This is a genomic window from Yersinia sp. SCPM-O-B-9106 (C-191) (assembly GCF_026183365.1).
GTDB classification, from domain to species: Bacteria; Pseudomonadota; Gammaproteobacteria; order Enterobacterales; family Enterobacteriaceae; genus Yersinia; species Yersinia rochesterensis.
Genome location: NZ_CP110791.1, coordinates 4083905 through 4097265, shown reverse-complemented (window position 1 = coordinate 4097265; position 13361 = coordinate 4083905). Strand labels below are relative to the sequence as shown.

Below are 13361 nucleotides of genomic sequence, written 5' to 3'. Positions count from 1 at the left end.
GCGCCCTTGTTGCTGTTTATCTGCTTCAACTATTATCTTCTTCAGTGACAGGATTCCCGGCGACTCCGTGCTGCGAAAACCAGTCAAGCATGCGCTGCCAACCATCAAGTGCCGATTCTTCATGGTAGCTTGGGCGGTAATCAGCATTAAATGCATGCCCTGCATCCGGATAGACAATGATTTCAGCATCGGCATTTGCGGCTCGTAATGCCTGGCGCATGATATCGATATGTTCTTGCGTGATACTACCGTCTTTACCGCCATACAATCCGAGCACCGGAGCACTGAGATCCACTGCAATATCAACCGGATATTTCGGCAACAGCAAGGTTTTTTCTCCCACCAGTTTGCCATACCAGGCTACCGCCGCTTTTAATTGCGGATTATGGGCGGCATACAGCCATGCAATTCGTCCACCCCAACAAAAACCAGTAATGGCTAATTTGCTAGTATCCCCACCATGGCGCGATGCCCAGTGGGCGGTATGGTCAAGGTCGACCATAACCTGCCGGTCGGGTACTTTGCTGACCAGATTTTTAACTAATGCATTGATATCATCATATTCTTTGGCATCACCTTGGCGAAAGTACAGCTCAGGGGCGATGGCCAGATAGCCCTGTTTCGCCAATCTGCGGCAGATATCTTGAATGTGTTCATGCACACCGAAGATTTCTTGCACAACAATAACTACAGGATATGGCCCCGAGTGTTGGGCCGGTTTAGCAACATAAGCCGGTAGCTCATCGCCTTGAGAGGGGATGGTGGTTTCTGTGCAGTGAATACCTTGCTGATCGGTATGGCGGATAGTCGAGGCCAGCGGATCGACCGCGGGCGTGAATCCGCTGACTGCCGATCTGAGAGTCATAGATTGATCAGTTTTCACTGTGGTCTCCTTACGAAATGAGGAAAATATGACTCGGTAAAGTCTTATTGGGTTGAGCTATCCATTGCCCTTGATATTTGCTGCTGACGATTTTAACTATAGGTAATATTTAAGATTAATGAGGCCAGGATGACAGTAATTAAGTGTTTTATTACGACATGGTGACATCCAATAAATAAATCGATGATAAGAAGATAGTCACCCAACAATTACCAATGAGTCCTATTATTGTTATTCATATCCAAAATCATTGATGCCGTGGGTTGTTTTTGTATGGAAAATAGACTCAATGAGTTAATAATGTGAAGCTAATCACATATATAATGTATTTGAAGTTATCATTTCTTTTGTCATGGTGACCATGATCACGAAATTATGTGGTGATTTTGAGTAAAGTATTCCTTTGTACCCCCTATAACATCTCTCATGAAAGAGGAGTCTCACACATGGCTAAATCCGACGTTTTTCACTTGGGCCTGACTAAGAATGATCTGCAAGGGGCGACTCTGGCGATCGTTCCGGGTGATCCACAGCGTGTTGAGAAAATCGCTAAATTGATGGATAACCCAGTACACCTGGCTTCGCATCGTGAATTTACCTCATGGCGTGCCGAACTCGATGGTAAAGCTGTGATTGTCTGCTCAACCGGTATCGGTGGCCCATCAACCTCTATTGCAGTTGAAGAGTTGGCGCAACTTGGTGTGCGGACGTTCCTGCGTATTGGTACTACTGGTGCCATTCAGCCACATATTAATGTTGGTGATGTATTAGTCACCACCGCAGCCGTGCGTTTAGACGGTGCCAGCCTCCATTTTGCTCCAATGGAATTCCCGGCCGTAGCTGATTTTGATTGCACCACAGCATTAGTGAATGCCGCTAAGTCAGTTGGTGCGAAAACTCATATTGGTGTCACAGCTTCTTCAGATACTTTCTATCCGGGACAAGAACGTTACGACACCTTCTCTGGCCGTGTTGTCCGCCGTTTTAAAGGCTCCATGGAAGAATGGCAAGCAATGGGCGTGATGAATTATGAAATGGAATCTGCCACTTTGTTGACCATGTGTGCTAGTCAGGGTCTGCGTGCCGGTATGGTCGCTGGGGTAATAGTTAACCGCACCCAGCAAGAGATCCCGAACGAAGAAACCATGAAAGCGACTGAAAGTCATGCAGTAAAAATTGTCGTTGAAGCGGCCCGCCACTTGCTGTAATTCATCCAGCTGATGGGTAACTAACCCATAGTGGATAAATCAATGAATATCATATGAGCGGGTCAGTTTACTGGCCCGTTCTTTATTTCGGCTGAGTATCTGTTAATGTCGTAGCTCTTATAATGGACAATAATAAGAGGAAAATATGACGACACCTGTTTTATCTCATCCTTCTCTACTGCCACTGGATGGTGGTATTAACTTCCGTGATCTCGGTGGTAACGTTGTTGCAGATGGCCGACGAATCAAGCGTGGGTTATTGTTTCGTTCGGGTTCGCTTGACCGTTTGAGTACCAAAGATTGTACTGTTCTCAGCAGTGGCTCCGTCACTCAAATTCTTGATTACCGCGATGCGGATGAAGTCCAGGCCAAACCCGATATCGTTTGGCAGGGTGCCAGTTATCACAATACTCCAGCCAATCCACTTAGTAGTGAAGTTAACGCCAATCTCGAGAAACTGACTAACGAGACGTTAGCAACATTTGATGCCCGTGCCTTTATGTTAGAGCTGTATCGCCGCTTGCCATTTAATAATCAAGCTTATAAACAGCTCGTCAGTTTGCTGCAAAATAGTGCTTCACCAGAGCATGTCGCTGCGGGCGTAGTACAACACTGTGCCGTCGGGAAAGACCGTACCGGTGTAGGTTCGGCCTTGGTGCTGTTTGCTTTAGGTGCCGATGAATCGACCGTATTGGAAGATTACCTGCTGACCGAAACGACACTCGCACCTTTCCGTGAGCATATGTTGGCGGAATTGGCGCTAAAGCTAAATGATCAAGCATTAGGACAATTCGCTTTTGTGCTGTCAGCTCGAGAAGAGTTTATCCAAACAGCACTGCGCAGTATTCAAGATCATTATGGTAGCCGTGAGCAGTGGCTACGGCAGGAGTTTGGTCTTGGCAGCACTGAGCGTGAAAAATTACAGTCATATTTCTTGGAATAGCAGTCATATTTCTTGAAATAGTTGTTCCCTAAGAAGCCGTTTTTCTAATTTGTCGTGTCTTGAGCCACCACTGAGTGGCTCTTTTTAACCGCTTAATGATGCAAACTACCGCTTAACCAGTTCGCTGATATTTCTTTTAGGGACCAAGCGTATGTTAACGCCTGACAAATTCCCTGGAGAGAATGCTCATGCAACATGCGATTACCTTTGTTATCGCCTCCGCGTGTGTCCTTGTGATCTGCTACCGTCTATACGGTATCTTTTTTGTTCGTAAGGTTCTGCGCGTCGATGACAGTGAAGTAACACCTTCCCACACCTTTGAAGATGGTAAAGATTACGTTCCAACTAAAAAGTGGGTGAACTTTGGTAGCCACTTTGCAGCTATTGCTGCGGCTGGCCCCTTGGTTGGCCCTGTACTGGCAGCCCAATATGGTTATTTACCTGGCTTCCTGTGGTTATTGATTGGTTGTGTTATCGGTGGTGCCGTTCACGACACCGTTGTTCTGTTCGCTTCCATGAAACATCAGGGTAAATCTCTATCTGAAGTGGCTAAATCAGAACTCGGGCCAGTCGCGGGCTGGTGTACCGGTCTGGCTATGCTATTTATTATCACTATTACCATGGCCGGGTTATCAATGGTTGTGGTACATGCACTGGAACGTAACCCCTGGGGTACTTTTGCGGTGTTCATGACAATCCCTATCGCGATTTGTGTTGGCTTATGGGAGCGCATGACCGGCAGCATGAAAGGGGCTTCTTATGTCGGTATCGCCGCCATTATGGTGTGCGTGTTCGTCGGTCCTTACATTGAAGGCACCTGGCTTGGTGAATGGTTAATGCTGAAGGCGGATACCGTTAGTATCATTCTGCCAATGTATGCTTTCTTCGCAACGGCCTTGCCTGTCTGGATGTTGTTAACTCCTCGCGGTTATCTCTCCAGCTTTATGAAAATCGGTGTGTTCGGTGCACTGATTGTAGGGGTTGTGTTTATTAACCCTGAAATTCAATTCCCAGCAGTAACACAGTTTATCCATGGTGGTGGCCCCGTTCTGGCTGGCCCAGTCTGGCCGTTTATCTCGATTACTATTGCTTGTGGTGCTATCTCTGGTTTCCACGCCTTTATTGGTTCAGGCACTACACCAAAACAAATCGACAAATGGAGTGATATCTTACCTGTCGGTTTTGGTGCGATGTTGGCCGAATGTATGGTCGGGGTGATGGCCTTGATCGCTGCAACTTCTTTGCACCCTGCTGACTACTTCGCGATTAACTCTTCAGCCGAAGCCTGGAGTGTGCTCGGTATGGAAGTGGTTAACCTGCCAAAACTGAGCCAGGAAATTGGCTTAGATTTGTATGGCCGTACCGGTGGCGCTGTAACCCTAGCTGTGGGTATGACAGATATCTTCATTCGTGTGCCATGGTTTAGTAGTCTGGCCGCTTACTTCTTCCAGTTTGTTGTGATGTTTGAAGCTGTTTTCATCCTGACAGCAGTTGACTCAGGTACTCGTGTTGCTCGCTATTTGCTACAAGATTTCCTGGGCGATATCTGGGCTCCATTAAAACGCACTGATTGGTTACCGGGTACATTGGCGTGCAGCGTTATTGCTTGTGCGTTGTGGGGTTATCTCCTCAACTCTGGTGATATCAATTCGGTCTGGGCGTTGTTTGGTGTATCAAACCAGTTAATGGCTTCTGTTGGTTTAATCATTGGTGCCACTATCATCCTACGCTTGGCAACCAAGCGGGTTTATATGCTGACCTGTGTTATCCCACTGGCTTATCTGTTTGTTACCGTCAACTATGCTGGCTACTGGATGATCACCCATGTGTACTTCAACTCAGCAGCGAAAGGTTACAATCTGTTCAATGGCATCATCTCAATCATCATGATGACACTGGGCGTAATTATCTTGATATCAGCACTGAAAAAATGGCGTGAGCTGTGGATTCGCAGATCAGCCGAAATGGCTGGCAATAAGGCGGTTACTGCCAACGCTTGATATCACAAGTTAATAGCTTTAGTCCTAATGAACGGTCGGAATCTTCTGGCCGTTTATTTTTTGTTAAGCAAAAATGTCGACACATTGGGTATGCTAGTGGCTACTTTATTGATAACAGGAAAATGCCTGTGACCTTAAATGACGTCATTGCTATTGTTACTGATTTTGTTCGTGAACATGAAGCATGGGCAATACCTATCGTGTTTATCCTAGCTTTTGGTGAGTCGTTAGCCTTTCTTTCCTTACTGCTACCTGCAACGGTTATCTTGCTCGGATTAGGTGCATTAATCGGTGAAAGCGGGATTTCCTTCTGGCCGATTTGGGCTGCCGCTGTGGCGGGGGCTTTCTTTGGCGATTGGCTCTCCTATTGGATTGGTGATTATTACAAAGATCGCGTCGGTACCCTGTGGCCACTTTCCCGTAATCCCCAACTACTTGTCCGCGGGCACGCTTTTTTTGAGCGTTGGGGGTTCTTCGGTGCTTTTATTGGTCGTTTCTTTGGCCCATTACGCGCGGTTGTTCCTTTAGTTGCCGGAATTTGTGCTATGCCAAGGTTCTATTTCCAGTTAGCTAATATCACCTCTGCCATCATTTGGGCATTCGGTATTCTGGCTCCCGGTGCCTTTGGTATTCAGTGGCTTTCTCACTGGATTGATTAACTCTGTTTGAACCTAAAGTGGTATCCATATTTTGTGGTTGACAGTTTTAACGCATTTTTTTGTCGCAAAGTAAGTGGTTTTTTATCTGCTTGTTATTTATGCGTACAGCATCGCAAGATGGTATGTAACGGAAAAACACTCTGGACATCCATACAGTATCCCCTTACCTTGACTGACAATAGGTTAATGGGGAGATAACCGTGGATATCAGTTTATTTTATGGGCTGGGAGGCTGCCTAATTGGTGGGCTTATTGGTTGGCTGATTGCCAGTTTGTATCAGCAGCGCAATAAAGCACAGCAAGATATAGAGCGGCGGTTGCTGGAGCAGTCACTACAACAGTTTCAGCAAAATACCTTAGAATTACAGTCCCTTTTACAACGTAATGAACAGCAATTACGGCAAGGTGAATTAGAACAGCGTAATTTGCACAGCCAGTTAGCGGCAAATGCTGAAAAACTACAACAATTAGCTCATTGGCATAATGAATGTGAGCAGCTCAATCAAGAATTACGGGCTCAACGAGAGGTGAATAGCGCGCAAGAAGCTGAATTGCGAGAAGTCACTATCCGCTTGGAAGAAACACGGTTGAGCGCAGAAGAAAAGCAGCGTTTACTCCTAAATAGTGAGCAACGGCTAACCACACAGTTCGAAAATCTGGCAAATCGCATCTTTGAACAAACCGGTCGTCGTACGGACGAACAAAATAAGCACAGTCTGGATCGCTTACTATTACCTCTCCGAGAACAGCTAGATGGTTTTCGAAAGCAGGTTCAGGATAGCTTTGGGCAAGAGGCTCGGGAAAGGCATACTCTCACCCATGAAATCCGTAACTTACAACAACTCAATGCTCAAATGGCACGGGAAGCTCTAAATCTGACCAAGGCCCTTAAAGGGGATAATAAAACCCAGGGTAATTGGGGTGAAGTTGTTTTAGCTAAGGTGCTCGAAGCTTCAGGGTTACGTGAGGGGTATGAGTACCAAACCCAAGTTAGCGTAAAAATCGATGGTAATAGTCGTATGCAGCCGGATGTCATTGTGCGCTTACCACAGGGTAAAGATGTCGTTATCGATGCTAAAATGTCGTTAGTAGCTTATGAGCGCTATTTTAATAGTGAAGATGATATTGAGCGCGAAGCAGCATTAAATGAGCACTTATCATCATTGCGTGCCCATATCAGAATGTTGGGCCGTAAGGATTATCAGCAACTTCCTGGCTTACGTTCCCTCGACTATGTACTGATGTTTATTCCTGTTGAACCTGCATTTTTGGTCGCTATTGATCGCCAACCAGAATTGGTCAGCGAAGCATTACAGCACAATATTATGTTGGTTAGCCCAACAACACTGTTGGTGGCTTTACGAACTATTACTAACTTATGGCGCTACGAACACCAAAGCCAAAATGCACAACGTATTGCGGAGAGAGCAGCCAAACTCTATGACAAGTTACGCTTATTTGTTGATGATATGGAGTCTTTAGGGCAAAGCCTTGATAAAGCGCAATTAAGTTATCGTCAGGCAATGAACAAACTGTCGCAAGGCCGTGGTAACCTTATAGGGCAAGTTGAAAGTTTTCGTACTCTGGGGGTCGAGGTAAAACGACCTATTAGTCCAACACTAGCAGAGAAAGCTAGTATGGAAGATAAACCCGAGGGCAATTTAGCGCTATCTGATGATGCAGAGTCCAAAATGAATGATTCTGCACCGCTGAAGTATCAGGGCTAGTTGCATGTTCCCCTTCTGTATGATGTTGAGAAAACTGTGATTAAGCAGTTACCTTAATATCAAGTGAGATGGGGCTTTCATCGGAGTTCTGGTACACTTCCTCGAGAAATTGACTGAAAAGCAGGCACAGAAAATGGTAGATCAGGAGAAGGAAACCACTCATTTTGGTTTTCGCACCATAGCCAAAGAACAGAAAGAAGGCATGGTGGCAGAAGTTTTTCATTCCGTAGCTGCCAAATATGATCTGATGAATGACCTGATGTCGTTCGGCGTTCATCGTATTTGGAAGCGTTTTACCATTGATTGTAGCGGTGTTCGGCGCGGTCAACGGGTATTGGATCTAGCGGGTGGTACCGGAGATTTGACGGCTAAATTCTCTCGCCTTGTAGGTGAGCAGGGTGAAGTGGTTTTGGCCGATATTAATGAGTCAATGTTGCGTATGGGCCGTGAAAAGCTGCGTGACAAAGGTATTGTTGGTAATGTCAGCTATGTACAAGCCAATGCTGAAGCCTTGCCTTTCCCTGATAATTATTTTGATTGCATTACCATTTCATTTGGCTTGCGGAATGTAACTGAAAAAGAAAAGGCCCTGCGTTCTATGTTCCGGGTATTAAAGCCCGGAGGCCGCTTGTTGGTTCTCGAGTTTTCCAAACCACTTTTGGCACCTCTCAGCAAAGCCTATGACGCTTACTCTTTCCATATATTGCCTAAGATTGGTGAACTTGTGGCGCAGGACTCTGAAAGCTACCGTTATTTGGCGGAATCTATTCGGATGCACCCTGACCAAGAAACACTGAAAGGTATGATGATAGATGCCGGCTTTGAGAACGTAACCTATTCCAATTTAACCGGTGGTATTGTTGCGTTACATCGGGGTTTCAAGTTCTAACAGGAATATTGTTATGCCGCTAAAGTCACTGATATATAAACCTTTGTTACTGAAACCAACTTTGTTATCGCCGCTAATAACAGCCGCTATAGAAACATCACTAAATAGTGTGCTCTTTCGCGACAAAAGCCTAAAAGCTGCACGTTTACGTTTAGCGGGGAAAGTCCTGCGTATTGAGTTACGTGAAATGAGCTTCCCTCTGTTATTAGTATTTAGCGAACGGCAGGTTGATGTTTTAAGTCGATGGGATGGTGATGCGGATTGCATAGTGAAAACGGATGTTGCTGTGTTGGTGAAACTGCGTGACCGTCAGCAGCTTTCATCTTTGATGCGTAGTGGTGAGCTGATTGTCGAAGATGATATCCAGGTAGTTCAACAGCTTGTTACGTTATTAGATCTTGCCGAGTGGGAGCCAGCAGAATGGCTGGCTCCCTATATTGGTGATATAGCAGCGGAAACCATTGGGCAGGTAGTACAAAAAAGTAGCCGTTTTCTCAGTAACCAGTTGCAACAGCAGCAAAACTACTTGGCTGAAGCAATAACTGAAGAATGGAAAATGGCTCCAGCGCCGCTGGAAGTTGTGTGGTTTAACGAAGAGGTTGATGCCACCGCTCGAGCTACCGAGGCTTTGACTACCAGATTGGTAACCATGGAGACAAAACAATGACGCCAGGAGAACTTCGGCGCCTGTATCTTATCATTCGGGTTTTTTTGAGCTATGGGCTGGATGAGTTAATCCCGAATATACGTTTGACGCTACCATTGCGTATTGGCCGTCATTTATTTTTCTGGTTGCCTAATCGTCATAAAGATAAACCGCTAGGGGAGCGTTTACGTCTTGCCTTACAGGAGCTAGGACCTGTCTGGATCAAATTTGGTCAGATGATGTCTACTCGCCGCGACCTTTTCCCACCTGAAATTGCCGATCAACTTGCTTTGTTACAAGATAGAGTCGCTCCATTTGATGGTGCGCTTGCACGCAAGTATATTGAAATTGCGATGGGCGGGCCGCTAGAAACATGGTTTGATGACTTTGAGCAGGAAGCTTTAGCCTCTGCTTCCATCGCTCAGGTACATACTGCGCGTTTAAAAGAAAACGGCCAAGAAGTTGTACTCAAAGTCATTCGCCCTGATATCTTGCCGATTATCAAAGCAGATGTACGCTTAATGTATCGTCTGGCGGGTTGGGTTCCTAAGCTTTTACCTGATGGTCGTAGATTACGCCCGCGCGAAGTAGTACGTGAATACGAAAAAACACTGCTTGATGAGCTAAATTTACTGCGTGAAGCCGCCAATGCTATTCAGTTGCGCCGTAATTTTGAAGGCAGTCCAATGCTCTATATTCCCGAGGTCTATTCTGATTATTGCCGGGAAAGTGTATTGGTGATGGAGCGAATTTACGGTATTCCCGTATCTGATATTACAGCCCTTGAAGATCAAGGCACCAATATGAAGTTGTTGGCTGAGCGCGGGGTCCAAGTCTTCTTCACTCAGGTTTTCCGTGACAGTTTTTTCCATGCAGATATGCACCCGGGGAATATTTTTGTCAGTTATGAGCATCCTCACGACCCACTTTACATCGGTATTGATTGCGGTATTGTTGGCTCACTGAATAAAGCAGATAAACGCTATCTCGCTGAAAATTTCATTGCTTTCTTTAATCGGGATTATCGCCGAGTTGCAGAACTACACGTCGATTCCGGTTGGGTTCCCCGTGACACTAATGTTGAAGATTTTGAATTCGCTATCCGTACCGTCTGTGAGCCTATTTTCGAAAAACCACTGGCGGAAATATCATTCGGCCATGTGCTATTGAATCTCTTTAACACGGCACGTCGCTTTAATATGGAAGTTCAACCACAGCTGGTTTTACTACAGAAAACGTTGTTGTATGTTGAAGGCTTAGGGCGTCAACTCTACCCACAGCTTGATCTCTGGACGACGGCAAAACCTTTCCTGGAAAGCTGGTTGCGGGATCAAGTCGGGTTACCTGCTGTTATTCGTGCATTGAAAGAGAAAGCACCATTCTGGGCGGAAAAATTCCCTGAGTTACCAGAACTTGTTTATGACAGCTTGCAGCAGCATAAATTACTACAGCAAAGTGTCGATAAGCTCACAACTCAAATGCAAGGTCAGCAGCAACGTCAGGGTCAATCACGGTATTTATTCGGTGTTGGCGCTACACTATTAGTCAGTGGTACCATTTTATTCTTGGCTGATGCGGTAGAAATTTCAACTGGGTTCATTGTCGCTGGAGTATTGGCTTGGTTTATTGGTTGGCGGCGAACCAGTTAGTGACTTATTGCTAAAAGTATCGGTGGATAGGCCATTGCGCGGCTAATGAGTTATGTAAAAGTTATTCAAGAAGCCACTTATTTGTTCAAGAAGCTATGCGCTAGTTCAAAATGCGGTAAGTTAGATAGGTATTCACTAGGGCTATATGACGTATAATGCGGCCCTATGTGAAATAACCCCTGTAATATAGAGGTGAATGTAATGGGTGGTATAAGTATTTGGCAGTTATTAATTATTGCCGTGATTGTCGTTCTGTTGTTTGGTACTAACAAATTGCGGACGCTAGGGTCAGATCTGGGTGCATCTATCAAGGGTTTTAAAAAAGCGATTGGTGATGACACACAAACCCCGCCAACTGATACTGATAAAACCAGCAATGATGCTGATTTTGCAAAGACTCTTACTGAAAAACAGCAGCCAGCAGTCAAAGCTGAAGAATCTAAGAGCCACGACAAAGAGCAGGGATAAGCTGTGTTCGATATCGGGTTTAGTGAACTGTTACTGGTGCTGGTGATCGGGCTGGTCGTCCTTGGGCCAGAACGATTACCGGTTGCTGTCAGAACCGTTGCTGGTTGGATTCGGACATTGCGTTCACTTGCGGCAACAGTGCAAAACGAGTTAGCCCAAGAGCTTAAAATACAAGAGTTGCAAGACAGCCTGAAAAAAGCAGAAGAAGCTGGTTTGCAGAACTTGACACCTGAGCTGAAAGCCTCAATGGATGAACTCAAAGAGGCTGCTGAAGCACTGAAGCGTTCTTATCATTCTGACATCGGCTCGGAAGCACCACATACGATCCATAATCCGCTCGTTACTGAACCGGAAGCGATTCATGATGGTGTTACGCCTGCAGAGTCAGCAACGAAAGTTCAAGCATCACCGCAAGCTCCGAGTACTGATATTGATAAAACAGTCGTTCCGGTAGCGGTTGAAACCGCCCATGATGGCGATGATAAACCCATTGTTCAGGTTGAGGCATCTTCTGCGTCTATTTCTTCTGTAGATCGGGAGCCTGTTCCTGTTACTAATACCCGCGTAACTCAGGCACAAACTGCCGCAGTTGATACTCATAGCACAGACTCACTCAGTGCTGGTCAACCTCGAACTCACCAACCTGGCGGCGATCGGTAAACATGGCTGTTGATGATACCCAACCCCTTATTACTCATTTAATAGAACTGCGTAAGCGGCTATTGAATTGCATCATCACTATTTTAGTGGTTTTTTTCGTCTTGGTTTTCTTTGCCAATGATATCTACCACTTGGTGTCAGCTCCGTTGATCAAACAACTGCCTGCTGGTTCTAGTATGATTGCAACAGATGTCGCATCACCGTTCTTTACCCCGATTAAATTGACCATGATGGTCTCAGTATTTGTTTCAGCGCCGATGATCCTCTATCAGGTTTGGGCATTTATCGCCCCTGCGCTGTATAAACATGAGCGCCGCTTGATGATCCCACTGCTGATATCCAGCAGCTTCTTATTTTATCTGGGAATGGCATTTGCCTATTTTATTGTTTTTCCGCTAGCTTTTGGCTTTTTTGCCAAAACCGCGCCGGAAAGTGTGTTAATCGCGACGGATATCACCAAATATCTTGATTTCGTTATGGCGCTTTTTATGGCTTTTGGTATTTCTTTTGAAGTTCCGATTGCGATAATTCTTTTGTGCTGGGCGGGAGTAACAACACCTGAAGCATTGAAGAAGAAACGGCCTTATGTGTTTGTTGGTGCTTTTGTTGTGGGAATGCTCCTTACCCCACCTGATGTGCTGTCACAAACACTGTTAGCGATTCCGATGTATCTGTTATTTGAAGTGGGCGTGTTCTTTGCTCGCTTCTACACCGGCAAACAACGCCGTACCGATATTGAGGAAGAGGATGAAGAAGTCGATAACCATCCTAAAGAGTCTTAAATTTCTACTTTGATATTTTAGCCGCCTTCTGGGCGGCTTCTGTTTTGGGACACTTATGTTTGATATCGGCGTGAACTTAACCAGTTCACAATTTGCAAAAGATTGCCCTCAAGTCGTGGCCCGCGCAAAAGATGCTGGGATCTCCGGTATGCTTATTACCGGTACTGATGCAGAAGAAAGCCAGGCAGCCCTTGAGCTTGCCACAGCCTATCCGAGATATTGCTGGTCAACCGCCGGTGTTCATCCCCATCATGCGAGCAGTTGGCAAAAAGATGTGGAGCAGAAAATCCGGGGATTGGCAGCACATGCCGCAGTGGTTGCTATTGGTGAGTGTGGGTTGGATTTTAACCGCAATTTTTCTACTCCAACTGAGCAAGAGATTGCTTTTACCGCACAGCTTGCCTTAGCTGCCGAGCTTTCTTTGCCGGTATTCTTGCATTGCCGAGAGGCGCACGATCGTTTCATTGCTTTGCTTTCACCTTGGCTAGATAAAATTCCCGCAGCTGTTGTGCATTGTTTTACCGGCACTGCTGATGAATTGGATTCCTGTCTGGCATTGGGCTTATCTATCGGTATCACTGGTTGGGTTTGCGATGAACGTCGTGGTCTTGAATTGAGGGCGTTATTGCCGCGTATTCCTGTCCAGCAATTACTGCTAGAAACCGATGCCCCGTATTTATTGCCACGGGATATATATCCTAAACCGGCATCTCGTCGCAATGAACCCTGCTTTCTGCCCCATATCGTCCAGCAGGTTGCTGTCTGGCGACAAGAAGACCCTAAATGGCTAGGGCAGAAAACTGATGAAAACGCCCGCCGGATTTTCCGGTTGGTTTGAGTTAGGAGA

General features: G+C 45.8%; 13 protein-coding genes. 12 read left to right on the top strand and 1 reads right to left on the bottom strand.

Annotated features, from left to right (window positions below):
- Positions 1-25: 25 nt before the first annotated feature.
- On the bottom strand, positions 26-883 hold the full coding sequence (locus tag OP863_RS18475) for a dienelactone hydrolase family protein (RefSeq protein WP_038638333.1): 858 nt from the start codon (positions 881-883) through the stop codon (positions 26-28).
- 446 nt (positions 884-1329) lie between these two features.
- Between OP863_RS18475 and udp the strand changes: the two genes are divergently transcribed.
- The 12 genes from udp to tatD all read left to right on the top strand — a co-directional run bounded on the left by udp (position 1330) and on the right by tatD (position 13352).
- Positions 1330-2091 carry a uridine phosphorylase gene (udp, locus tag OP863_RS18470; protein WP_038638336.1) on the top strand — a complete coding sequence of 254 codons (762 nt, stop codon included), beginning with the start codon at positions 1330-1332 and terminating at the stop codon, positions 2089-2091.
- Between the two features lie 145 nt (positions 2092-2236).
- Complete coding sequence (locus OP863_RS18465) at positions 2237-3034, top strand: tyrosine-protein phosphatase (protein WP_038638339.1); 798 nt, start codon at positions 2237-2239, stop codon at positions 3032-3034.
- Between the two features lie 188 nt (positions 3035-3222).
- The gene (locus OP863_RS18460) at positions 3223-5034 is read left to right on the top strand and encodes a carbon starvation protein A (protein WP_038638341.1); all 1812 of its coding nucleotides are present in this window, start codon (positions 3223-3225) and stop codon (positions 5032-5034) included.
- Positions 5035-5162: 128 nt separating this feature from the next.
- Positions 5163-5693 (top strand): DedA family protein, encoded by a 531-nt coding sequence (locus OP863_RS18455; RefSeq protein WP_373919509.1) that lies wholly within the window; start codon positions 5163-5165, stop codon positions 5691-5693.
- A 200-nt stretch (positions 5694-5893) separates the two neighbouring features.
- Entirely contained in the window at positions 5894-7420 is a 1527-nt protein-coding gene (gene rmuC / locus OP863_RS18450; RefSeq protein WP_265525690.1) for a DNA recombination protein RmuC, read from the top strand.
- 133 nt (positions 7421-7553) lie between these two features.
- A complete protein-coding gene (gene ubiE, locus OP863_RS18445) occupies positions 7554-8309 on the top strand; it encodes a bifunctional demethylmenaquinone methyltransferase/2-methoxy-6-polyprenyl-1,4-benzoquinol methylase UbiE (protein WP_050115121.1) in 756 nt (251 codons plus the stop codon).
- Positions 8310-8322: 13 nt separating this feature from the next.
- On the top strand, positions 8323-8976 hold the full coding sequence (gene ubiJ / locus OP863_RS18440; RefSeq protein WP_186368230.1) for a ubiquinone biosynthesis protein UbiJ: 654 nt from the start codon (positions 8323-8325) through the stop codon (positions 8974-8976).
- Positions 8973-10604, top strand: coding sequence for a ubiquinone biosynthesis regulatory protein kinase UbiB (gene ubiB / locus OP863_RS18435; protein ID WP_038638356.1), 1632 nt, complete (start codon positions 8973-8975; stop codon positions 10602-10604). Before ubiJ ends, ubiB begins: the two co-directional genes overlap by 4 nt.
- A 201-nt stretch (positions 10605-10805) precedes the next feature.
- Positions 10806-11072: a Sec-independent protein translocase subunit TatA gene (tatA, locus tag OP863_RS18430; RefSeq protein WP_038638359.1), complete on the top strand. Its 267-nt coding sequence runs from the start codon at positions 10806-10808 to the stop codon at positions 11070-11072.
- A gap of 3 nt (positions 11073-11075) precedes the next feature.
- Complete coding sequence (tatB, locus tag OP863_RS18425) at positions 11076-11732, top strand: Sec-independent protein translocase protein TatB (protein WP_265525689.1); 657 nt, start codon at positions 11076-11078, stop codon at positions 11730-11732.
- A gap of 2 nt (positions 11733-11734) precedes the next feature.
- Positions 11735-12514, top strand: coding sequence for a Sec-independent protein translocase subunit TatC (gene tatC / locus OP863_RS18420; RefSeq protein ID WP_050292278.1), 780 nt, complete (start codon positions 11735-11737; stop codon positions 12512-12514).
- A gap of 55 nt (positions 12515-12569) precedes the next feature.
- Positions 12570-13352 carry a 3'-5' ssDNA/RNA exonuclease TatD gene (gene tatD, locus OP863_RS18415; RefSeq protein WP_038638368.1) on the top strand — a complete coding sequence of 261 codons (783 nt, stop codon included), beginning with the start codon at positions 12570-12572 and terminating at the stop codon, positions 13350-13352.
- Positions 13353-13361: the final 9 nt, after the last annotated feature.

Coding starts and splice junctions, on each gene's coding strand:
- udp (WP_038638336.1), top strand. CDS start 1,330: ATGGCTAAATCCGACGTTTTTCACTTGGGCCTGACTAAGAATGATCTG.
- OP863_RS18465 (WP_038638339.1), top strand. CDS start 2,237: ATGACGACACCTGTTTTATCTCATCCTTCTCTACTGCCACTGGATGGT.
- OP863_RS18460 (WP_038638341.1), top strand. CDS start 3,223: ATGCAACATGCGATTACCTTTGTTATCGCCTCCGCGTGTGTCCTTGTG.
- ubiE (WP_050115121.1), top strand. CDS start 7,554: ATGGTAGATCAGGAGAAGGAAACCACTCATTTTGGTTTTCGCACCATA.
- ubiJ (WP_186368230.1), top strand. CDS start 8,323: ATGCCGCTAAAGTCACTGATATATAAACCTTTGTTACTGAAACCAACT.
- ubiB (WP_038638356.1), top strand. CDS start 8,973: ATGACGCCAGGAGAACTTCGGCGCCTGTATCTTATCATTCGGGTTTTT.
- tatA (WP_038638359.1), top strand. CDS start 10,806: ATGGGTGGTATAAGTATTTGGCAGTTATTAATTATTGCCGTGATTGTC.
- tatC (WP_050292278.1), top strand. CDS start 11,735: ATGGCTGTTGATGATACCCAACCCCTTATTACTCATTTAATAGAACTG.
- tatD (WP_038638368.1), top strand. CDS start 12,570: ATGTTTGATATCGGCGTGAACTTAACCAGTTCACAATTTGCAAAAGAT.